General features: G+C 48.6%; 25 protein-coding genes and 1 other annotated feature. Of the genes, 2 read left to right on the forward strand and 23 right to left on the reverse strand.

Annotation, left to right across the window (positions count from 1 at the left end; genetic code table 11):
* The first annotated feature begins 181 nt into the window (after window positions 1–181).
* Window positions 182–316 (forward strand): YqzM family protein, encoded by a 135-nt coding sequence (locus tag KW93_RS17220; RefSeq protein ID WP_033544155.1) that lies wholly within the window; start codon window positions 182–184, stop codon window positions 314–316.
* A gap of 39 nt (window positions 317–355) precedes the next feature.
* On the opposite strand, the gene KW93_RS16515 is transcribed toward KW93_RS17220, so the two are convergent.
* The 12 genes from KW93_RS16515 to KW93_RS16570 all read right to left on the reverse strand — a co-directional run bounded on the left by KW93_RS16515 (window position 356) and on the right by KW93_RS16570 (window position 9,809).
* Window positions 356–2,521, reverse strand: coding sequence for a DNA internalization-related competence protein ComEC/Rec2 (locus KW93_RS16515; protein WP_235318435.1), 2,166 nt, complete (start codon window positions 2,519–2,521; stop codon window positions 356–358).
* A 107-nt stretch (window positions 2,522–2,628) separates the two neighbouring features.
* The gene (locus KW93_RS16520) at window positions 2,629–3,204 is read right to left on the reverse strand and encodes a ComE operon protein 2 (RefSeq protein WP_033544157.1); all 576 of its coding nucleotides are present in this window, start codon (window positions 3,202–3,204) and stop codon (window positions 2,629–2,631) included.
* Window positions 3,205–3,267: 63 nt separating this feature from the next.
* The gene (locus tag KW93_RS16525; RefSeq protein WP_081987050.1) at window positions 3,268–3,864 is read right to left on the reverse strand and encodes a helix-hairpin-helix domain-containing protein; all 597 of its coding nucleotides are present in this window, start codon (window positions 3,862–3,864) and stop codon (window positions 3,268–3,270) included.
* Window positions 3,865–4,059: 195 nt separating this feature from the next.
* Window positions 4,060–4,788, reverse strand: a complete 729-nt coding sequence (locus KW93_RS16530; protein ID WP_033544158.1) for a class I SAM-dependent DNA methyltransferase — start codon at window positions 4,786–4,788, stop codon at window positions 4,060–4,062.
* The gene (gene rsfS / locus KW93_RS16535) at window positions 4,785–5,123 is read right to left on the reverse strand and encodes a ribosome silencing factor (protein ID WP_033544159.1); all 339 of its coding nucleotides are present in this window, start codon (window positions 5,121–5,123) and stop codon (window positions 4,785–4,787) included. Before rsfS ends, KW93_RS16530 begins: the two co-directional genes overlap by 4 nt.
* The gene (gene yqeK / locus KW93_RS16540; protein ID WP_033544160.1) at window positions 5,120–5,695 is read right to left on the reverse strand and encodes a bis(5'-nucleosyl)-tetraphosphatase (symmetrical) YqeK; all 576 of its coding nucleotides are present in this window, start codon (window positions 5,693–5,695) and stop codon (window positions 5,120–5,122) included. Before yqeK ends, rsfS begins: the two co-directional genes overlap by 4 nt.
* Window positions 5,664–6,251 carry a nicotinate-nucleotide adenylyltransferase gene (locus tag KW93_RS16545; RefSeq protein ID WP_033544161.1) on the reverse strand — a complete coding sequence of 196 codons (588 nt, stop codon included), beginning with the start codon at window positions 6,249–6,251 and terminating at the stop codon, window positions 5,664–5,666. Before KW93_RS16545 ends, yqeK begins: the two co-directional genes overlap by 32 nt.
* The gene (gene yhbY / locus KW93_RS16550) at window positions 6,248–6,547 is read right to left on the reverse strand and encodes a ribosome assembly RNA-binding protein YhbY (RefSeq protein WP_033544162.1); all 300 of its coding nucleotides are present in this window, start codon (window positions 6,545–6,547) and stop codon (window positions 6,248–6,250) included. Before yhbY ends, KW93_RS16545 begins: the two co-directional genes overlap by 4 nt.
* Window positions 6,534–7,361 (reverse strand): shikimate dehydrogenase, encoded by an 828-nt coding sequence (aroE, locus tag KW93_RS16555; RefSeq protein WP_033544163.1) that lies wholly within the window; start codon window positions 7,359–7,361, stop codon window positions 6,534–6,536. Before aroE ends, yhbY begins: the two co-directional genes overlap by 14 nt.
* Before the next feature lie 11 nt (window positions 7,362–7,372).
* A complete protein-coding gene (yqeH, locus tag KW93_RS16560; RefSeq protein WP_033544164.1) occupies window positions 7,373–8,476 on the reverse strand; it encodes a ribosome biogenesis GTPase YqeH in 1,104 nt (367 codons plus the stop codon).
* Entirely contained in the window at window positions 8,469–9,014 is a 546-nt protein-coding gene (locus KW93_RS16565) for a YqeG family HAD IIIA-type phosphatase (RefSeq protein WP_268809846.1), read from the reverse strand. The genes yqeH and KW93_RS16565 overlap by 8 nt, the downstream gene beginning before the upstream one ends.
* A 21-nt stretch (window positions 9,015–9,035) precedes the next feature.
* A complete protein-coding gene (locus tag KW93_RS16570; protein WP_033544166.1) occupies window positions 9,036–9,809 on the reverse strand; it encodes a phosphatidylserine decarboxylase in 774 nt (257 codons plus the stop codon).
* 94 nt (window positions 9,810–9,903) lie between these two features.
* Between KW93_RS16570 and pssA the strand changes: the two genes are divergently transcribed.
* On the forward strand, window positions 9,904–10,443 hold the full coding sequence (gene pssA, locus KW93_RS16575) for a CDP-diacylglycerol--serine O-phosphatidyltransferase (RefSeq protein ID WP_033544167.1): 540 nt from the start codon (window positions 9,904–9,906) through the stop codon (window positions 10,441–10,443).
* Between the two features lie 195 nt (window positions 10,444–10,638).
* Here the strand turns inward: pssA and mtnN are convergent, their stop codons facing one another.
* The 11 genes from mtnN to recD2 all read right to left on the reverse strand — a co-directional run bounded on the left by mtnN (window position 10,639) and on the right by recD2 (window position 22,094).
* The gene (mtnN, locus tag KW93_RS16580; RefSeq protein WP_033544168.1) at window positions 10,639–11,349 is read right to left on the reverse strand and encodes a 5'-methylthioadenosine/S-adenosylhomocysteine nucleosidase; all 711 of its coding nucleotides are present in this window, start codon (window positions 11,347–11,349) and stop codon (window positions 10,639–10,641) included.
* An 89-nt stretch (window positions 11,350–11,438) separates the two neighbouring features.
* Window positions 11,439–12,161 (reverse strand): YrrS family protein, encoded by a 723-nt coding sequence (locus tag KW93_RS16585; protein ID WP_052131672.1) that lies wholly within the window; start codon window positions 12,159–12,161, stop codon window positions 11,439–11,441.
* A gap of 144 nt (window positions 12,162–12,305) precedes the next feature.
* A complete protein-coding gene (gene greA, locus KW93_RS16590; protein WP_033544169.1) occupies window positions 12,306–12,782 on the reverse strand; it encodes a transcription elongation factor GreA in 477 nt (158 codons plus the stop codon).
* An 80-nt stretch (window positions 12,783–12,862) separates the two neighbouring features.
* The gene (gene udk, locus KW93_RS16595; protein WP_081987052.1) at window positions 12,863–13,528 is read right to left on the reverse strand and encodes a uridine kinase; all 666 of its coding nucleotides are present in this window, start codon (window positions 13,526–13,528) and stop codon (window positions 12,863–12,865) included.
* A 117-nt stretch (window positions 13,529–13,645) separates the two neighbouring features.
* Window positions 13,646–14,251, reverse strand: coding sequence for an O-methyltransferase (locus tag KW93_RS16600; protein ID WP_033544171.1), 606 nt, complete (start codon window positions 14,249–14,251; stop codon window positions 13,646–13,648).
* Window positions 14,252–14,338: 87 nt separating this feature from the next.
* Window positions 14,339–15,463: an endolytic transglycosylase MltG gene (gene mltG, locus KW93_RS16605; RefSeq protein WP_152602474.1), complete on the reverse strand. Its 1,125-nt coding sequence runs from the start codon at window positions 15,461–15,463 to the stop codon at window positions 14,339–14,341.
* Between the two features lie 92 nt (window positions 15,464–15,555).
* Window positions 15,556–15,864, reverse strand: a complete 309-nt coding sequence (locus KW93_RS16610; protein WP_033544172.1) for a DUF1292 domain-containing protein — start codon at window positions 15,862–15,864, stop codon at window positions 15,556–15,558.
* 13 nt (window positions 15,865–15,877) lie between these two features.
* Window positions 15,878–16,294 (reverse strand): Holliday junction resolvase RuvX, encoded by a 417-nt coding sequence (gene ruvX, locus KW93_RS16615; protein WP_033544173.1) that lies wholly within the window; start codon window positions 16,292–16,294, stop codon window positions 15,878–15,880.
* Between the two features lie 3 nt (window positions 16,295–16,297).
* Window positions 16,298–16,564, reverse strand: coding sequence for an IreB family regulatory phosphoprotein (locus KW93_RS16620; protein ID WP_033544174.1), 267 nt, complete (start codon window positions 16,562–16,564; stop codon window positions 16,298–16,300).
* Between the two features lie 88 nt (window positions 16,565–16,652).
* A complete protein-coding gene (gene alaS / locus KW93_RS16625; RefSeq protein WP_033544175.1) occupies window positions 16,653–19,277 on the reverse strand; it encodes an alanine--tRNA ligase in 2,625 nt (874 codons plus the stop codon).
* A gap of 80 nt (window positions 19,278–19,357) precedes the next feature.
* Window positions 19,358–19,568: a binding site (T-box leader), on the reverse strand.
* A 78-nt stretch (window positions 19,569–19,646) separates the two neighbouring features.
* Window positions 19,647–22,094, reverse strand: coding sequence for an SF1B family DNA helicase RecD2 (recD2, locus tag KW93_RS16630; protein WP_033544176.1), 2,448 nt, complete (start codon window positions 22,092–22,094; stop codon window positions 19,647–19,649).
* Window positions 22,095–22,192: the final 98 nt, after the last annotated feature.

Genomic DNA, 22,192 nt, shown 5'->3' on the forward strand with positions numbered 1-22,192 from the left:
GGAACCTGGTCCAAAGCGCCGAAGCGATTAATTAATCCTCTCTATATTAATTTACTTTTGTAACTAATAGTGGAATTTGTCTTTTCTGTGACGGGTGTTTAAATCTCCCGCTTAAATAAAGTTCAATGTGGATTTTTAGCAGGCAGTAGCTTATAATTAGAGGGAATTAGGAGGGATAGCCATGAATGAATTTGAAAATAATGTACAATCGAAGCGTAACGACGCCATCGATGCCGGTATGGGATTTGTGGTATCATTCGTGTTCTTCGCAGCTATCTTCATCATCGCTGCAGTCGTTCAATACGTAGCAATGTAATATTAAAAAAGGTTCCGGCTGTCCAGCTGGAACCTTTTTTCATTTCATCGTCAAAATAGAGTAGCCGCCATCCCTGAAAACAATTTCAATCGTTCCCTGTTCCGCTGTGTTCAGCGTCGGCAAAGCCAGGCGCTCGAATCTTTTCACGACTTCCTGTGCCGGATGACCGTAGCGATTGTCTTTGCCGGCAGAAAAAATGGACAATTCGGGACTCAGCTGAGAGAGGAAATTTTCTCCGCTGGAAGTTTTGCTGCCATGATGGCCGACTTTCAGAAGAGTTGTATCCGCCAGCTGTTCCCCGTAAGAAGCGAGCAGGTCATTTTCGCCATCAGTCTCAAGGTCTCCAGTAAACAGCAATTTAAACCCCTCATATTCCACAAGCAGCACGAGTGAGTCATTATTGCCATCATAGTCGCTGTCTGCAGGGCTCAGATAGGTGAAACTCGTTTTGCCGTTTTGCCAGTGGCTGCCCTTCCCCGGCAAACGGATAATGGCATCTCTGATATCCTCTCTGAATTCATCTACAATCTCCAAATGCTGGGACCCAGGTGTCATATGAATTTCATCCACTGTGAACAGCTGAAGAATTTCATCCGCTCCTTCGGCGTGGTCGGCATCGGGATGGCTAAGGATCAGCGCATCAATCGCTGAAATGCCGTTGCCATAAAGATAAGGCGCAACAATCTGCCGCCCCACTTCGAACAGCCTCGACCTGTCAGGGAATCCTTCATTGCCAAAACGCAGCACTCCCCCCGTATCGATCAGGTAAACGCCTTTCCGGTAAGGCAATTCGATCAAAGCGCTGTCCCCCTGGCCGACATCGATGAACGTGACGCGCAAAGCGCCGTCGAAATAAGGGGCGAGCGTAAACAGCACTGCCGGCAATAGACCGATTCCGAGTTTCCACCAGCGCAACCCTTTTTCGGCCAGACTGTAAAATCCGATGATACCGATCACCATCAGGCACAGAACGAGTCCGCCCGGTTTTCCTGGAACCCACATCTGATGCGGCCATTCCGCCAGCCAGACTGTAAACTGTTCGATGAAATTGCGGAAAGGCTCATAGAAATAAAACAGAAAATCAGCCGCCGGCGGCATGCCAAAAGTCAAAAAAAGCAGCAGCAGATTGATTGGCAGAATGATCAGCGTATAAAGCGGGACAAAAAGGCTGTTGACTGCAAAAGATGACAGCGACAAGCTGTAGAAATGCACCAGCAGCAGCGGATACAAAGTAAATTGTGAAATGAACGTAATGATCAACCCGATTTTTATCGGCGACTTTTCGGCTTCAAGAAGCTTCAATGAATAAATAATGCCGAAACTCGCACCGTAAGAAAGCTGAAAACCGATTTTATAGATGACATACGGTTCCAAAATGATGAACACGGTAAAACACACCAGCAAAATATGGGCTGCCGGGACGCGCGCTCCGATCAGCCGCAGCAGCAGGACGGCTGAAGTCATGCTGACAGCACGCCATACGGACGGAGCACCGCCTGCCAGCAAGGCGTAAAGCGGCAGCACAATCAGCAGGGACATCATCGCATGATGCTTTCTGATTCCGATGCGCAGCATCAAAAAATACAGCCCTCCGGCAATGATGCCGACATGCAGCCCGGAAATCGCAAACAGATGGGAAATCCCCAATGTCTGCTGAACCCTCTGCTGTTCGCTGCTGAGCATTTCCCTTTCCCCGATCAAAAGAGCTTCCGCTTCCGTGCTCAGGCTTTCAGGAAAACTGGAACGGATGTGTTCTTTTAATTTTTCCCTTCTGTCCGACATATGAGCCAAAAAGCCATCCAGTGGTTTCAGATAATCCAGCCGGTTTATTGTAAATGCGGAAGAAGCGCCGTTGCTCCTCAGGTACGAAGCCATATTAAAAGCGAATTCATGGGAAGGCGTCCGCGATTCCTCGAAAACTCCCGATACACTTATGAGGGAATTGCGGATGTCATCCTCTTTCAGCGCTTTTTCTGCTGGCGTGCGAAAACGGTAACTGGCGTATACAATGCCGCCGTCTTCCAGCACCAGAAAGCCCCTCACCGTGTCGCCGTCCACGCGAAATCCGTCTTTAAAACGGGCAGATCCTTCATACTCGCCCGAATACACAGGCAGCTGTCCGTGCCTGTGATCCTGAATGAAGAATAAAAACCCTGCGAAAAGCAATAAAACAAAGATGAGCTGCAGATTTTCTTTTTTCCACATCATCCATAAAAAAAGCAGCGGCATGAACACAAGAAATTCCGGTGCTTCATGCGCTGCTATTGTTGCGACTGCCGCAGCTGCGGCAAAATAAATCGTTGTATTGCGGCTCAGACTTCGAGTTCTTCTCCGAATAATTCCTTCACCCGCTCGTTGTAATGGGCCAATTCTTCATCGCTGCCGCCTTTTTCTTTTAATTTTCCGAGCAGCTCCATATAAAGCGCCGCTTTTTCGACACTGAGAAAATCGATTTGGCGTTCATCGAATATGACCTGCACGACTTCGACACCTGCCTGTTCGAGCAATTCGATGGCGTATTCATGGTTTCTGTAGTCAGCTGCATAATACAGCCGTGAAATTCCCGCCTGGATGATCGATTTTGTACATTGAAGACAAGGAAAATGGCTGACGTAAATATCTGCGCCGCTGACACTGACGCCGTACTTCGAACATTGCAGCAAGGCATTCATCTCCGCATGGATTGTTCGGATACAATGCCCGTCAACCACGTAGCAGCCTTTGTCGATGCAATGGTCGCCTCCCGAAATGGAGCCGTTATAGCCGCCGGCAATAATCCTGCGGTCGCGGACGATCGTCGCGCCGACAGCCAGCCGGGTGCAGGTGCTCCGCAGCGCAAGCAGATGGCTTTGTGCCATGAAAAATTGATCCCAAGTTATTCGCTTCATTTAATTGCCCCCCGCATTTATCTGTTTGTTTCAGTTTAGCAGAGGTAAAAAGTACGTCAACACTCAGTTTATTGAAATGGAGTCTTTCAATTGCTCGAAAGTTTTATCGCCGATGCCAGTTACATCCTTCAGCGCTTCAATCGTCGCGAAAGGGCCATTCTCTTCCCGGTACGCAATGATGGCTGCCGCTTTTGCAGGGCCGATGCCGTTTAAAGAAGTCAGACCCGCCACGTCCGCAGAATTAATATTGATGAGACCACCGCCTGATGGACCTTCTGCGGGTGCTGCCGGCGGAGAAGCGATGACTGGCGGAGCAGTAAGAGTTTCTCCTGTCTTCGGCACATAAACACTCATTTCGTCCGTCAGTTTCATCGCCATATTCAGTGACAGGGCATCCGCTTCCGGCAGCAGACCGCCGGCAAGTTTGATGGCAAGATGCAAACGGGAATCGACAGGCAATACGAATATGCCCGGCTCCAGCACCTGGCCTTTTATTTCGACGATAATTTCTTCGGATTCAGTCGCCTGTACAGTTTCGGGAACGGTTTCTAAGGTTGGGGTTTCACTCAGCTGAGTGGTTTCAGCTTCTATAAGATCAGTTGGCGCCGCAATGATTTCTTCCGGTTCGCCGTGGGGAAATAAAAAATAAAGTGCCAGCATCACTATGACTGCAGCGGGGATCAGCAGTCTGCTGTATTTACTGAAGAGCTGTTGGAAATTCAGTCGGCATCCCTCTTTCTGAGCAGGAAGCAATTAAATGGAAGCTGTCTGAATTATACATTTATTTCACGCTGTTGTCCAATTGCCAAAATAAAATATAAACGACAAAAAAACCACCAAAAGGTGGCTTTTCAATCAAACTTTTTTCGCGCAGAAGAAAATCCGCTCACTTTCATCCGATGGTTCATTATCCGAAAAGTCGGCTGTAATGGATTCGATGACGAAACCGGCAGCTTTCAGCCATGTGCTGTAAGTGGCTACCGGAAAAGTCCGCTGCTCGTGCGTTTCTTCAAACCGCCGGTAGAGATCTTCCTGCTCGCGCACGAAAAAAGTGATGTCGTGGACGACGCTGTGTTCAGCGGTGCCGGGTTCCGTATGCCAAATATACGAAACGTCATCGCCGTCCAGAACAAAGGGGCTGTCCAAATAGATTTCATCCACTTTGAACAATGAATGCACGTCAAAAAAGAGCATGCCTCCTTCATTCAATGCTTTATGCACTTCGCTGAAGGTCTTCTGCACCTGTTCACCGTGATTCAGGTAATTCAATGAATCGATGGAAATGGTGACGGCGTCAAAGCCCTGAAGCCCTTCAAGATTATCCATCGACAATTGATACGTCGGGATGCGCAGGTTCGCCTCCTGGAAGCGCTGTGACGCCATCGTCAGCATCTCTTCCGATAAATCACTGGCCGTCACTTCATAACCGAGTTCTGCAAACAGCTGGGACAGGGTCCCAGTGCCGCATGCCAGATCCAGTAATTTACCGGATGTTTTCCGGGTTGCCACCCATTCGACCCATTGCTCATACGGGATATCCCGCATTAATCCATCGTAAATCGAGGCAAATTTGCCGTAGCTCATAGTTCCAGTTCAGGCGCTTCTCTCCAGAGGCGCTCCAGATTGTAGTATGAACGCTCGTCTTTATGGAAGACATGCGCAACGACATCTCCAAGGTCAATCAGTATCCAGCGTGCAGCGTCAAAGCCTTCAACGCTTTTCACTTCATTGCCGGCTTCATTTGATTTTTCAATTAACTCACGTGCAATCGCCTGTACCTGACGATCTGAATTCCCGCTGCAGATGACGAAATAATCAGCGAGCAAAGAAATTCCTTCCATATTAAGGACAACGATGTCCTCCGCGTTTTTATCCTCGGCAGCTTTATAGGCCATTTGCAATAATGTAGTTTCAGTCATTCTTTCACTTTCCCTTTCTGTCGCACGAAGTATTCATAACACTTCAGTGAATCCGGATAAACCGGCTGATTTTTTGATACCAGAAAATCGATGCTGTGTTTGACGCAGGCTTCCATCATAACATCCAATCCCTGTTCTTTTAATTGACGCAATTCTTCGACGCCCTGAAATTTCCTGTTCGGTTCGGTGAGGTCGGCAATGTAAATGATTTTTTCCAGGTCCGACATGCCTGCCCGTCCCGTTGTGTGGTAACGGATGGCGTTCAGGATATCTTCATCGGTGACCCCGAATTCATAGGCAGCCACATAGGCCCCCACCGGTGCATGCCATAATTCGGAATGATATTCCAGCAGCAGCGGATCCATTTTTTCCTTTTCGATGATTGATTTCATCCATTCCCGGTCAGAGAATTTTGCTACATCGTGAAGAATGGCGGCGACCTGCGCTTTTTCCTGCGGCACCCCGAAACGGATGGCCAATGCCGTGGCCATGTTAAGCACTCCGACAACATGTGTATAGCGGTTGTCCGGGAGCCTTTTTTTAACGAGTTGAAGCATCCTGCTCTGGTTCATACAAGCCCTCCTTCCGGATATAGGCTTCGACTTTTTCCGGCACAAAAAATGTCAGGGGCCGGGCAGCTGCAACTCTGTCCCGCAGCAGTGTCGAAGAAATGTGCATTTCGGGTGAATCGATCATCATGACCGGAAATTCGGTGGCCGCATCATAGCCAGGCCTGCCGATTCCCACAAATTGAACCATTTCCGCGAGTTCATGGATGCGGTGCCAGGAATTTAATTCTTCCACCGTATCTCCCCCGATAATGAAGTAAAACTCCTTATCAGGTTCCTTTTTTACTAAATGGCTGATGGTATTAAATGTATATGATACACCGCCCGTTTTGATTTCATAATCTTCGATGCGGAACTGCGGGTGGCCTTCGATTGCCAGCTGGGTCATCTTCAGCCGCTGTGCTGCATCAGCTCCGTGGACGGCTTTATGCGGCGCAACGGCATTTGGCATGAACCTGACTTCTTCAAGGCCCAGGCTGTGGTAGGCTTCATTGGCCATAATCAGATGGCCGAAATGCGGCGGATTGAAGGTGCCTCCCAGAATTCCGATTCGTTTCATCGCTTCACCGGCAGCTCGATCCGTTTATTATTGACTGACTGTTTGTATAGAACCACCGTATGGCCGATCAATTGAACCAATTCGGCTCCAGTTCCTTCAGCCAGTTTTTCAGCGACTTCGTTTTTATCATCTTCATTGTTCTGAAGAATACTGATTTTCACCAATTCGCGCTTTTCCAGTGCTTCTGCAATCTGCACGAGCATCGCTTCACTGACTCCGCCTTTGCCCACCTGAAAAATCGGGTCGACGTGATGTGCTTCACTTCTTAAAAAACGCTTTTGTTTACCTGTTAACATAAGTTCCTCCTAGTTTTTCCGTTATCCTTTGGATCATACTTTCTGTATCCGGTTTTATGCCGGTCCATTTTTCAAAAGCGATGGCACCCTGATACACGAACATGCCCACACCATTTAACGTTACAGCCCCTTTTTCTGCCGCCTTTTTTAAAAAAGGCGTTTCAATCGGGTTATAGACAATATCGGCAGCCAAAGTCCCCGCTTTTAGTTTTTCAATCGACAGCGGCAGCGCTTCACCTTCCGCGAGGCCGACAGATGTTGTCTGGATGATGATGTCAAAGCTCCCGAGCTGCAGTTCGGCATCAGCTCGGATCAAAGATTTGGCGGCAGTCTCATCCGCCAGTTCCTGGGCACGGCGATAAGTCCGATTGGTGATGGTGATGTCATCGAAACCGGCACGTTTCAATCCAAAACAAATGCCTCTGGCAGCTCCGCCGGCTCCGATAACGAGAACTTTAGCATTCCCCTCCGGCTGTTTCGTCAATAACGACTGAACAAAACCGCCGCCGTCCGTGTTCGTCCCTTTGTAATTTCTACCGCTCCGGATAACCGTGTTGACAGCATTCATGGTCTCCGCTGTTTCGTCGATGCCGTCCAGCAGCGGAATAATGGAACGTTTATGCGGCAGCGTCACATTGAAACCGCTGCAGCCCAGTAACTTCAATGAATGGAATGCCTGTTCAAGCGAAAAAGGTTCGACCTGCACCGGTATATAAGAAGCGTCGATGCCGTTTTCTTGGAACCAGGTTTCATGCATGAACGGCGATAATGAATGGGCGATCGGATCCCCGATCACCGCATACCATTTCTTCATCCAGATCCCTCCTATATAAGAGATGGACGCAGCATCACTTCTACGCCTCTCGGGGCATGCGCCGCGACGACTACATTCGAATGCTGGACTGTCACCCAGCCAAGTCCGGAAAAGACAATATCCGTTTTGCCTTCTTTGATGCGGAATTCGTGACGGACCAGGTCAGGGTAATCTTCTTTGTATTGTTCTGAAGGCGGCGCCAGCATGCCGCCGAAATGCTGCTCATACAGCGCATCCGCATTTTCCAGTTTCGTGCGGTGAAGCTGCAGGTCATTTGCAATATGGAACGTAAATGACGAACGTTCTCCCTGTATAAAATCAAAACGGGCCAGTCCGCCGATAAACAGTGTCTGTTCCGGATTAAGCTGAAACACCCGTGGTTTAATTTCCTTTTTTGGCATGATCATTTTCAGGTCATCCGTATGCAGATAATGCGCCAATTGGTGGTGGTTGATAATTCCCGGTGTATCAAACATCGATTTTTCGTCATCCAAAGGAATTTCAATCATATCAAGAGTTGTCCCCGGAAAATGGGAAGTTGTGATGATATTGTCCTGTCCGGTGGCCTGTTTGATGATCCTGTTGATGAATGTGGATTTCCCGACATTCGTCGACCCGACAACAAACACATCGCCGCCTTTTCGGTAATGTTCGATCGCTTCCATCGCTTCCGGGACGCCTTTGCCTTTATGTGCGCTGACGGTCAGAATATCTACCGGTTTCAGTCCCAGCTTGTTCGCTTCCCGCTTCATCCATTGAATCAGTTTTTGTTCTTTCACTGATTTAGGCAAAAGATCCGCTTTATTGGCAATCAGAAGGATATCGTTGTTTCCGACAAAACGGTGAAGGCCAGGCAGCCAGCTGCCGTTAAAGTCGAAAATATCAACGATTTTAACAATCAATCCTTTCCTTTCGCCGAGGCCATTCAAAATACGCAGAAAATCATCATCGGTCAAAGAGACCGGCTGCAGTTCATTATAATTTTTTAAGCGGAAGCACCGCTGGCAAATAATTTCTTCTTTATCCAATGACGATGCCGGCGCATAGCCCAGCTCGCCTGGAAATTCAGTTTGAATCAGTGCACCGCATCCGATGCATGTTGGCATTTCATTCAATTTTTTCTTCCTCCCAAGTCATATGACCCTTATCTTTAAGCTTTTTCATGATCCGGCGTTCGACCATCCGATTGAAACGTGTAAAGAACCCGTCGGATTGTGCGACCGGCAAGACAAGGATGGTATGCAGTTTATTGCGGTTGCCGCCGAAAATATCCGTCAGCATCTGGTCACCGATAACGACGACGTTCTCGCTTTTGACGCTCATGATTTTCAGCGCTTTTCGGAAAGCCCTGCCCATCGGTTTGCGCGCCTGGTAGATGAACGGGATGCCCAGAGGATCCGCAAAGGATTTCACGCGCAGCTCATTATTGTTCGAAACGATGACAACCTGGATGCCCGCATCTTTCATGCTCTTCAGCCAATCGATGAGCATCGGAGTTGCTTCCGGCCGATCCCATTCGACAAGCGTATTGTCCAGATCCGTAATAATGCCGCGGATGCCTTTTTCAAGCAGGCTGTCCGGGGTGATATCAAACACTGTTCTGACGTATTGGCTGGGTATAAATTTTTGGAACACGATCAACAACTCCTGTATCTGCGAACTTAATGTTAATGATTATAGCATATTTGCCAGGGCTTCTCCCACTTTGATCGGTTCACCGGCAACAATATTATCGGAAAAGCTGAAACAATCCGGTTCAAAGAACAAAACGACGGTTGAGCCGAAACTGAAATACCCCACTTCCTCGCCCTTGTTCCATGCATCGCCTTTATGGGTCAGCTCAATGGAGTTCACGAACATCGCTCCGACTTTAACCATCAGGATTCTGCCGCCTTCTGTTTCCAACTCTGAAATCAGGCGATAATTCCCGCTTATGGGCGCCTTGCCATACAGCAGACCCGACTGGTTGACCGGATAGGATTTTTTGCCGAGCACAAATTGCCGGACGACCTTTCCGTCTGCCGGGCTGTGGACCCGGTGATAGTTGGCGGGTGACAGATAAAGGACTGTGTAATTTCCACCGGCGTACCGCTCGGCCAATTTTTCACTGCCCATCAGTTCAGCGAGCGAATACTCCTGGCCCTTGACCAGAAAACGGCTGTTGCCATGAAGCGTTCCGGCAATTTCAACTTTGCCGTCGACAGGCGAAATAATGGGGGCACTCGCCTGCGGACGGCTGCCCGGACGCAAGCTTCGAATAAAAAAGTCATTGAGTGATAGATAACTTTCCAGGGCGCCATCAATTTCTTCTGTATTAATTTTATATGCTTTAACATAGTTTGGAATGAGTGGACGGCTCCTTGGAGACTGTGCGAAGCGCTGCAGCAAATTGGATGTCAGGGGTCCATTCGTCAATTCGATTGTATATTGATATAATTTCTTCTTCATATTGATACCTCCATCATGATAAAAGTCTACCATTTTTTCCAATCGGACAGTATAATGAAAAGAACATCATTTTGAACGTGAGGAGGATTCTCCATTGATTTTTATAGAACGGATGGACCATACCATTAAAAAATTGAAGTCTCATACAGCAAATATGCTGACAATCGGCAATTTGGCATTCGGTGGTGCAGCATTAATGGCGGCTCTCAACGGCGCCTACAGCTTCAGCGTTCTTTTCATCTTCATAGCCGCTTTCCTTGATCGTTTTGACGGCATTGTGGCCCGCAAACTCAACCAGGAATCGGCCCTCGGCAAACAGCTCGATTCCATGAGCGATATCATATCCTTCGGTGTGGCTCCCGCAATTTTAATCTACGAACTCGCTTTAAGTGATTTCGGCATTGCCGGAATGGTCTTCACAGTCATTTATATTTCCAGCGGCGCGTTCCGCCTGGCCCGTTTCAACATCAGCGAATCGAACGGCTATTTCACTGGCCTTCCGATCACTGCAGCAGGTACCGTTCTGACATTGTCGTATTTCGGCCTGGGAGCTTTCCCGTCAGTATTCTATATGTTCCTGGTGCTGATCTGTTCTCTCCTGATGATCAGTACGTTCACGTTAAGAAAAGTATAAACAAAAGCTGCCGGTTAATTTCCGGCAGCTTTTATTGTTGTAAAGAAAAAATTGATAATAAGAGATAATACACAAAACAGCTCCGCTTTCCCGGCTGATCGTGCTGCTTCGTCGCAGCGAGCGAGGAGGCTCAGGCAGTCCCTACGGAAAGCTTCGGCCTGAAACGAAACGTTTACAGAAATGAATCCTCTTGCATCAGCGCTCCTGACGCGATACCAAACGTTCGACTACGCGCAGCACAATCTTTGTTGAATGTGCAGCAGCTTTTGGCAGAAATTCATCAAATGAGACTGAAGATTCCTTGCCGGCGATATCCGACAATGCACGGATGACGACAAAAGCCGTGTCAAACTGATAGCAGACCTGAGCCACCGCTGCCGCTTCCATTTCCGACGCTTTCATGGCCGGGAATTGGCTGCGCACCAGTTCCACACGCTCCGGGTCGTTCATGAAAGAATCTCCGGTAGCGATCAATCCGATGGCATAAGGAAGATCTTCCAATTCATTTACCGCTTTTTCCGCCAGTTCGATCAATTCAGGATTGGATTGATAAGTTGCAGGCATCTGCGGCACCTGGCCCATTTCATAGCCGAATGCTGTCACATCCACATCATGATGGACGACTTCATCCGAAATGACGATAGACCCCACTTCCAGATTTTCATCAAATCCACCCGCTGAGCCGGTGTTGATGACGAGATCGGGTTTGTAATTATGCAGCAGGATCGTTGTGGACATTGCCGCATTCACTTTGCCGATGCCGCTTTTCAGCAGCACGATTTCCTGTCCTTCGTATGTACCTGTTGTGAATTCGCTGCCCGCGATGGTTTCAGTTTCTGCATTTGCGAGACTGTTTCGCAGCAGCTCCACTTCTTCTTCCATTGCACCGATGATTCCAATTTTCATGTGGCATTTCTCCTTTAGCTATATCGCCTGTCAATAAGCGAAAAATTTATATTTCCAAAACTGCAGATGGCCAAAAAAAAGACGCTGTGTTAATAAGCGCCTTCTACAGTATTCAGTATATCCATTTTAACCGGTTTCCAACCTTCATTTTCAACCCATTCCATATGAACACGGTATTTTTGTGACATATCCTTCGACTGGACGGTGCCAATCGATTTCTGCGGGCCGCCGCCATTGCCGATATGCATAATGTACATATCGCTTTCAGCCAGGCCGGTCGCATACGTGATGGCATCCACTTTCTCTTTCCAGTCGATGGAGCCGGTATCGTAAACAGAGACATGTTCTCCGCTTTGCTTTGTACCGATTGGCTCCCAGCTCGTATTGATGACCGTTTCCTTGACAACAGGATCATTGGATTCCTGGCGTGTGATCGTGCCGCCAGTCACTGTTCCTTCTTCTTCGCCTTTGTCTTCTGCTTCTTCAGCTTCAGCGTTTTCCTGATCTTCGGCAGCTTCTTCTTCTGTATTGTCAGAATCCGCTTCCTGCTCTGCCAGTTCATCGGCATTTTCATCCTGCTGCTGTTCACTGCTGTCCTCTTCGCTCGCTTCATCATTCGTATCTGTGGAAACTTCGACGGATTCCGGTTCCAGGGCGTTGTCCCGGCTATCGGTCTGTCCGAGGAATATAAACGCTCCCACGATAAGAATTAATGAAAATACAAGTCCGATCATTACATTCAACATTGTGTTGCTGGTGGAACGGTTCTTTTTATGCACACGAGAGGGATAAGGTTTTTTCTCTTCTGCCATTTTTTCAGCCTCCCCTTCTAAGACATTCTATCATATTTTAGTGTAACAAATTTAACTTTCATGATAATTTTATGTGTCACAACGAGAAGGAAGATTTTATTCCATCCAAAAACAGCCACTCTTCAATAAGAATGGCTGCAGGAATTACGTGATGGAAACGATTTCGATTTCCATTTCCCCACCAGGTGTCAATACTTTCACACGGTCTCCGATTGTACGGCCGATCATGCTTTTTGCAATCGGTGAATCGTTCGAAATCCGGCCTTCCAATGGATCGGCTTCGGCAGACCCTACGATTGTATAGGATTCCTTGTCGCCGTCCGGGACTTCAACAAACGTTACAGTCCTGCCGAGACGCACGGTGTCTTTGCTCATATCGTTTTCATCTATGATAACCGCATTGCGTATCATTGATTCCAGTGTTGAAATACGTCCTTCAACAAACGCCTGATCTTCTTTAGCTGAATCATATTCAGCGTTCTCAGATAAATCACCGAAATCACGGGCGATTTTAATCCGTTCAACCACTTCTTTGCGTTTAATCGTCTTTAAGAAGTCCAGTTCATCTTCCAACTTCTGCTTTCCTGCAGCTGTCATCGGAAATTGTTTTTCGTTAGCCATTGTTCCCACTCCTTCAACTGCTGACTCTAGATTTTTGAATAATCCGTCAGTCTCGTATCATCATAGTATAATTTACCATTCTATTCAAGAATTGTTTTAATTTTTGTAACCATCAGATCAATTGCGACTTCGTTCTGGCCGCCTTCCGGGATAATGACGTCCGCATAGCGCTTCGTCGGCTCGATAAACTGATTGTGCATCGGCCTTACAACGGTCAGGTATTGCTCGATGACCGAATCAATCGTACGCCCGCGCTCGTTGATATCGCGCAGAAGCCGGCGGATGATCCGCAGGTCGCCGTCCGTATCGACAAATAATTTGATATCCATCAGTTCCCGCAGCCGCTGATCTTCCAGGACCAATATGCCTTCAAGGATAATGACGTCTTTCGGTTCAATAAGAATCGTTTCTTCTGACCGGGTATGAAGTGCATAGTTGTAAACCGGTTTTTCAATCGGCCTGCGCTCGAGCAATTCGTTTATATGTGTGATCAGAAGATCCGTGTCAAATGCCAGCGGATGATCGTAATTCGTTGCTAGGCGCTCTTCGAATTCAAGATGGCTCTGATCTTTATAATAATAATCCTGTTCAATGACCACCACAGAATGCTCCTTGAAAACTTCATAGATGGAATTTGTAACACTTGTCTTGCCGGAACCCGAACCTCCGGCGATGCCGATTACTACCGGCCTGTTTTTTGACATGGCGAACTGCTCCTTGCGTCTAATCTTTATTTTTTGTCCCATTTTAATGGTCAGTATGACTTCCGCTTCACTTAGCAGGAGCCATACTGACCTATAAAAACCCGTTTTGTTGAATTGTCGAGCAGCGGTATCGGAAACCTGACTGAATGCTGATTCCCTTTACCGCTTTTGGCAAACCATGATGCCGTCGCCTATATCGAGCAGCTTCGTTTCATATCCGGCATGTTCCATCATGGCCTCTTTAAATTTCCGCAGATTCCGGATCATTGTCCGTTTTCTCCTCGGCACTTCAGCCAGAGCTATATTGGACATGCCGTGCATATGCATATTATCACAATAAATGACCCCGCCGCTGTTTAGCAATACTTCATACTTTTCAAAAAAGCGTTCGTACTGCCCTTTTGCAGCATCGATGAAAATGGCATCATACGACTCGTCCAGCTGCTCCATATCGAGTTCGAGTGCATCTCCGTGAAATATACGGATTTGCGGCTCATATCCGGACCGGCTGATAAATTCGACTGCTTTTGCATATCGGGAGTCGTCCCGTTCAATCGTATCGATTTTGGCGTACGGCAGAGCTTTGGCCATCATCAAAGCGGAGAACCCGATTGCCGCGCCGATTTCAAGCACTTTCTGCGGCTGCTGCTCCATCAGCAGAGCCGTCAGATGGCGGATGCCGTCATCTTCCATAATCGGCACATGCTGTTCCAGCGCATATTGTTTCATGGCCGCAACAGTGTTGTCAAATCGTTCCTTGTGCATCAGAAAAGCTCCTTTTCGCAACAGCAAAAATTAAATCATATGATAGCATAAAACAAGAAGGAATGCGAGGCCGCATCCTTCTTGTTTTTAATTCCCGATATATTTATCGCGATTTGCAAGATGTTCTTCATAGGTCTCAGCAAAATGGTTGGTGCCTTCCGAATCTGCCAGGAAGAACAGGAAGTCTGTTTCCGTCGGATCGAGAACAGCTTCTATGGAAGATGCTCCGGCACTCGCTATCGGGCCGGGTGGCATCCCTTTGTTCGTGTAGGTGCTGTAAGGATGCTCGAATTGGTAATCCTCATTGAACAGGCGGTCACGGTGCTCCCCCATCGCGTAAATGACTGTCGGATCCGTCTGCAGCGGCATGTCCAGTTCCATCCGGTTATAGAAGACGCTCGCGATAGTCTGGCGATCCGATTTGGATGTCGCTTCTTCTTCAAGCAATGAAGCGAATGTCAGGAGCCAATGCGGCGTCTTCTGCATTTCCTCCAAAATCGCAGCATATGGCGCAATATTCGCCTGCGTGGCATCCAGCATCTGCTCGATAATCAGTTCAAGCGACGGATTTTCTTCATAGAAAGGATAAGTGGCCGGGAACAGATAGCCTTCCAGGGCATATCTGACATTTTCACCTTTTATTTCTTCTCTCAGCAGGTTTGGATAGCTGGCCATCAAATTATCGATATAAGCCTCATCCGTCACTTTTTCCATGAATTCCTCCGCGCTGTAATCCGTTTTTTCGGCGATGACATTCTCGGCGATCTGTTCGAGCGTCAACCCTTCAGGGAAATTGATTGCAAACAGCGGTTCGCGGTAAACTTTTCCTGTTTTCAGGCTTTGCGTGATTTCGTCCAGAGTCATCGAAGCCAGCAAACCATAGGTTCCTGCCTGGAATTCGGATTCGTTATTGAATTTCACATAATATTTATAAATGCGGGCATCCTGTATGACTCCATTTTCTTCCAGCAATTCTGCAATGCTGTCGAGATTGGATCCGATCGGCACTTCAACTTCAATGACTTCCTCAGATTCCGGATCCACCGGCTGCAAAGCGGCTGTCACGTAATTATAGCCCTGATATCCGGCTATCCCCACGCCAATCAGTAAAATAAGGGCAATCACAAAGACGATGCGCCGTACAATACGGACTTCCTGTTTCTTCGCTTTCATGCGGTCAAACATGATTTCTATCTTCGACTTCTTCTCCACGGGTTCCCCCCCTTAACTATTCTTTCCCATTATACAAGAAAGTGGGGCAAAAGAAAAAGGCGGAATGAAAACTCAATTCCGCCCTGCTGTGATTAAAGCTCTTCATTTTCCTCTTCTTCAGCAAGGAAAGTGTTCAGCATTTCTTCGATCATATCCCATTCTTCATCCGTTTCAACCGGCAATAAATCGCCGCCTGCCACTTTTCCGTCTGCATCTGTGCTTTCGACGAAAGAAGATGCCTGGATTTCGATTTCGCCTTCTTCATCTTCTTCAGCGCCTACCGGGAAATACAAAACATACGATTTGCCGAATTCTTCCGAGTCAAATGTAAACAAAATTTCGAATAACTGCTCGTTGCCGTTTTCATCAACGACTGTAATGTGCTCTTGTCCGTGTTCCATTGTCGTCACCTCATCATTTTTTAAAATCAAGATAGCCCTGCAGAATCAACACTGCCGCCATCTTGTCAATCACTTTTTTGCGGTTCTTGCGGCTCACGTCCGCAGAGATCAGCATCTTTTCCGCTGCCGCTGTTGTAAGGCGCTCATCCCATAAAACCACTGGTATAGCATACGCTTCTTTCAGCAAAGCTGCAAACTTTTCCGATGCTTCGGCCCGCGGACCGATGGAGTTGTTCATGTTTTTCGGGTAACCCACTACGATTTCCGTAACCTGATATTGGCTGATCAGTTCACTCAGGCGTGCCAGTCCGAAATCTTCGACCGCTTCATTGATCCTGATGGTCTCGATTCCCTGGGCCGTCCAGCCAAGTGCATCGCTGATGGCGACGCCGACTGTTTTTGAACCTACATCCAGCCCCATAATTCTCATAATCTATTCCTCATTATTCTTTTTGATATAGTACTTCACAAGTTCTTCAAGGATTTCATCACGCTCTAGTTTGCGGATTTTGTTCCTTGCATCCTGATGGCGAGGAATATAAGCCGGGTCCCCGGATAAAAGATAGCCGACAATCTGATTTATCGGGTTATAGCCTTTTTCTTCCAAAGATGCATGCACTTCCAGCATCACTCGTTTTACATCCTGCTCCATCGATTCATCAGACGAATCAAACTTCATTGTACGATCGAATGAACTCATGACAAGCACCTCGCTTTCGGATTTAGATAGGAAAAACCTTTTCCGCTGCCTGCTTTTCATTATAAACGATTGCCGGCTTTAATTAAACCTATTTGACTAAGTCGTAGACAGAAGCAAGGGCCGAATCCAATTTGTCCGGCTCTTTAGCTCCGGCCATGGCCATATCCGGCCGGCCGCCGCCTTTTCCTCCGCATAGCTCCGCTACGTGTTTGACGATTTGCCCTGCATGGTGGTTCCCGCCGGCCAGATCTTTTGTCACACCTGCAGCCAGCATGACTTTGTCACCATCAACAGCTCCAAGCACGATCACCGCTTTGTCCAGTTTCTGCTTCAGGTCATCCATCATCTGGCGCAACTGGTTATTGTCTTTTGCCTCGACGCGTGCTGACAGCACCTGGATATCCCCGACCGTCTGAACCGATTCAAGGATGCCGGCCGACTGGGCGTTTGAAATTTTTGCCATCAGCGATTCGTTTTCGCGCTGCAAAGCTTTCATATCAGCGAGGAACGATTCCGCTTTTTGGACGATGTCTTTCGGATTCGCTTTCAGGACCGCTGCTGCCTGCGCCAATGTCTTTTCGCTGTTTTTCAGATTTTCGTAAGCGCCTTTTCCGGTCAATGCTTCAATGCGGCGAATTCCTGCGCCGATACCGCTTTCCGACACCAGTTTGAATAAACCGATTTCAGCTGTGTTGCCAACATGCACACCTCCGCAGAGCTCAAGCGAGTAGCCGCCGATTTCAACGACACGCACGACATCTCCGTATTTTTCGCCGAACAGCGCCATGGCTCCCATGTCTTTCGCTTCCTGCAGTTTATGGTAACCGGTGGCCACTGCGATACTGTCCCAGATTTTATTGTTGACGATGGTTTCAATCTGTTCCAGTTCTTCTGCCGTGACCTGGCCAAAATGCGAGAAGTCGAAACGCAGGCGGTCCGGCCCTACATAAGAACCTGCCTGGTTAACGTGGCTGCCGAGCACATCCTTCAATGCCTGGTGCAGTAAATGGGTTGCCGTATGGTTTTTCACAGTGTGGCCGCGCTCTTCAGCGTCAACTTTCGCTTCGACAGGCGACTTCGTCAATTCACCGGATTCGATCCGCACAGAATGGAGATTCTGGCCATTCGGCGCTTTTTTGACATCCAGCACAAACGCCTGGACAAAATCGTTGCTCAAAATTCCGTGGTCCGCAATCTGACCGCCGCTTTCAGCATAGAACGGCGTGCGGTCGAGAATGACCTGCACTTCTTCGCCTTCCTGCGCATGGTCGACCAGTTCACCATCTTTGATGATAAATAAAACATTGGCATCAGCGACCGTATTCGTGTAGCCGATAAACTCGCTCGGTTCTTTGATGTTGCCGAGCACTTCCGACTGCGTCTGCATCGAATTGACATTCTGGCGGGCGCTGCGGGCACGTTCACGCTGAGCCATCATCGCTGCTTCAAAGCCCGAATGATCGATTGTCATACCGGCTTCTTCTGCGTATTCCTCCGTCAGTTCAATCGGGAAACCGTATGTGTCGTATAGGCGGAACGCATCTTCCCCCGGAATTTCATTGCTGCCTGCCGCTTTTTGTTTTTCCGTTACGCTCGACAGAATAGCCAGCCCCTCGTTCAACGTTTCATGGAAACGCTCTTCTTCCAGTTTCATGACCCGTACAATAAAATCTTCTTTCGCGCTCACTTCAGGGTAGAAGGCTTTCATGATGTCACCGACCACCGGAACCAATTCGAACATGAACGGCTTTTCGATGCCCAGCTTTTTCGCGAAACGGACAGCGCGGCGCAGCAGTCTGCGCAGCACATAGCCGCGTCCCTCGTTTGACGGCAAAGCACCGTCCCCGATTGCGAACGCCACTGTGCGGACGTGATCGGCTATAACTTTGAAAGCAAGGTCGCTGTCTTTGTCTTCACCGTATTTCTTGCCTGAAATTTCTTCTGTTTTGCGGATGATCGGCATGAACAGATCCGTATCGAAGTTGGTCGGTACGTCCTGAACGACACTGGCCATGCGCTCGAGGCCCATCCCGGTGTCGATGTTCTGTTTCGGCAGCGGTGTATATGTGTGGTCCGCATTATGGTTGAACTGGGAGAAAACGAGATTCCAGATTTCCAGGTAGCGGTCATTTTCTCCGCCAGGGTATAATTCAGGATCGTTCAGGTCATTGCCGTAGCTTTCGCCGCGGTCATAGAAAATCTCCGAGTTTGGTCCGCTCGGGCCTTCGCCGATATCCCAGAAGTTGCCTTCAAGACGGATGATGCGCTCTGCAGGGACACCGACTTCATTCAGCCAGATGCCATAAGCTTCTTCGTCTTCGGGGTGGACGGTAACAGATAATAGTTCTGGATCAAAGCCGATCCATTTTTCATCAGTCAGAAATTCCCATGCCCAATGGATCGCTTCTTTTTTGAAGTATTCACCGATCGAGAAGTTTCCGAGCATTTCAAAGAACGTATGGTGGCGTGCTGTTACGCCGACGTTTTCGATATCGTTTGTGCGGATCGATTTCTGCGCGTTTACGATGCGGGGATTTTTCGGGATGACGCGTCCGTCAAAATATTTCTTGAGCGTCGCCACACCGCTGTTGATCCACAGCAAAGAAGGATCTTCGAACGGCACAAGCGGCGCGCTCGGTTCCTGGTCATGGCCTTTCTCTTTAAAGAAGTCTAGATACATCTGTCTGATTTCTTCTGCTTTCAGGTTTTTCATGTTTTTTCCTCCTATCAAAATATAACCATTCACAATGAGTGCAAGAGACAATAAAAATAGCCTCCATCCCTTGCGCAAGCGCAAGGGACGAAGGCTATTGATTCGCGGTACCACCCTAATTACACGGAAATATTCTTCCGTGTCTCTCATTGGTGCCTTAACGCGGCTTTACGGCAGGGATTAGCTGCACTCCGGAGTAGCTTTCTAAAATATCACCGCGAAGGCCCTTTCAGCCGGGGAGCCTATTTCTGGACGCATGCTATTTTATACTTTCTCCATCAACGTATTCACTATCTGTATATGTTGAATTATAGAAAACTAATCTTCCTCTGTCAACAAATGGAATGGAAACAATTTTCTTTTCCTCTATTAAGATTCAATAAAGTCGCGCGGCGTGATGCCCTGCATGCCGATCAGCGGATGGATGGCGTGCACATTGTCGTTTGTCAGCGCGGCAGCTCCGCTTTCTTCGTTAACTGTCTCCATCTGTGCCACAGGAAGAGTTTCTTTTGCCGCCGCTTCGGTTTTATTGCCATCCGTTTGAGGTGCTGTGAGCGACAGACGGTCCCGCAGCGTCGTCATCCGCTTCGTGTCATCGGTGCGTTCGACGCCGTAGCGGAACACGTTCGGATCGCCGCAGAGAATGAGAAAATCCTTGCTGCGGGTGATGCCGGTATAGAGCAGATTGCGGCGCAGCATTTTCATATAGCCGCGGACGACCGGCATGATGACCGTCGGAAATTCCGAACCCTGCGCTTTATGGATGGAACAGCAGTAAGCAAGCGTCAGCTGATTCAAGTCGCTGCGCTGATACGTCACTTCGATGCCGTCGAATGACACGACGAGGACGTCCTGCTTCTCGACCGTTTCACTCGCTTTCATGATGGCGACCACTTCGCCCATATCACCGTTGAATACATTGCTCTCCGGCTGATTGACGAGCTGCAGCACTTTATCGTTAATGCGGTAAGTGATGTCGCCGAAAACAAGCTCTTTCCGTTTGCCGTCGGTGTTCGGATTGACCATCTGCTGAATCATTTTATTCAGCGCGTCGATTCCCGCCGGCCCTTTGTACATCGGCGCCAGCACCTGGATGTCTTTTATGTGGTGCCCTTTGGCGAGCGCGCTTTTCACCACTTTTTCGACGACTTCCGGTATTTGTTCTGCACCGGCTTTGATGAACGAACGGTCTGCCGTTTTTGCGGTGATGTCAGCGGGCAGCTGGCCGTTCTTCATCTGATGTGCCAGTTCGATGATCGATGAACCGGAGGTCTGGCGGTAAATATCCGTCAGCTCCACCGTCGGGATGCGTTTGGATTCGAGCATGTCGCGCAGCACCTGGCCCGGTCCGACCGGCGGCAGCTGATCCTGGTCGCCGACGAATATAATCTGGGCGTCGTCAGGCACCGCTTTCAGCAATTGATGCGCGAGCCACGTGTCGACCATCGACATCTCGTCGATGATGATCAGTTTGCCTTCGATTTCTTTTTCCGTTTCTTCCTCTTTTTCCTGGCCGTTAAAGCCGAGCAGGCGATGGATCGTCATCGCCGGAAGTTCCGTCGACTCACTGAGCCGTTTAGCAGCTCGTCCTGTCGGGGCAGCGAGAATGATCGGAAACGGTTCCTTTTTCTTGGCGTAATCTTTCGGGTCGAGCGATAAACCGTGAAGTTCCGCATACACTTCCACAAGGCCGCGGACGACCGTTGTCTTGCCGGTGCCCGGTCCGCCTGTCAGGATCATGACGGACGAATTGATGCTCGACTCGATGGCCTGCACCTGAGTTTCAGCATAATTGACGCCGAGCCGCTCTTCCGCTTCCCCGAGCGCTTTGCGCACTTCGGAGGACGGGAAACCATCTCGGTTTTCCTGCGACGCCAGCAGCGTTTCCAGTTTTGTCGCAATGCCCACTTCCGAATAATAGAGAGACGGCAAATAAAGGCGCTTTTCTTCCCCCGCGACTTTCGATTCTTCATTCAGTTCAATGGCTGCCTTCGAAATGGCTTCGACCGGAATTTCATCCCGCTGTCTGGCTTCAAGCATATCCTTCACCTGCGGAATCAAGGTTTCCGCATCGATGAAGACATGTCCCTCCGACAAACTGGCCTGGTTCAATAAATGCAGGATGGCTGCTTTAATGCGGTCGGGATGGCTCCCGGTGATGCCCAGTTTCGCACCGAGTTCATCCGCACGCTGAAAACCGATTCCTTCAATTTCTTCGATGAGGCGGAAAGGGTTCTTCGTCAGGATATCAATTGTCTCTTCGCGGTATGCCTGGAAAATCCGCATGCCCACCTGCGGGCCGAAGCCCCAGTCATTCAGCTGGATCATCACACGTTCAAGGCCAAGGTTCATCTGCAGCGTCGAACGGATCGTGTCTTTCTTTTCATCGGACAGACGCGGTACCGCATCAAGCGCTTCCGGGTCCTCCAAAATTTTCTTGATGGCATCCCTGCCCAACTTTTTGACGATGGTTTCAGCCGTTTTCCTGCCGACGCCGTTGAACATATCACTCGACAGATAATGGATGATGCCCTGTTCCGTTTCCGGCACTTCTTTCGTGAACGTCTCCACCTGAAACTGGATGCCGTAGCGCGGATGATTTTTCACCGCTCCGGTAAAACGGTATTCCTCTTCCATGGACAGTTCGGGAAAATAGCCGGAGACGATAATTTCTTTTTCTGCGTAGGAGGTGTTGGTCTGCTGGATTTTCACTTTCGCAATGGAGAATAAATTTTGGGGGTTATGAAAAATGGAAACGACCGGCCGACCCAGCACAAATTGTTTCTCTTCCTGAAATAAATCAATTTGTCCTGTCATACCGATCGTTCCCCTTTCAATTGCTTATTCCGTATTAACGGTAGTAAAATTTCCGCTTTTCCAAGCGGGAGATCAACTGACCGTAAAAACCCGATTGG

The organism is Planococcus sp. CAU13 (genome assembly GCF_000775575.1).
Taxonomy (GTDB): Bacteria; Bacillota; Bacilli; order Bacillales_A; family Planococcaceae; genus Planococcus.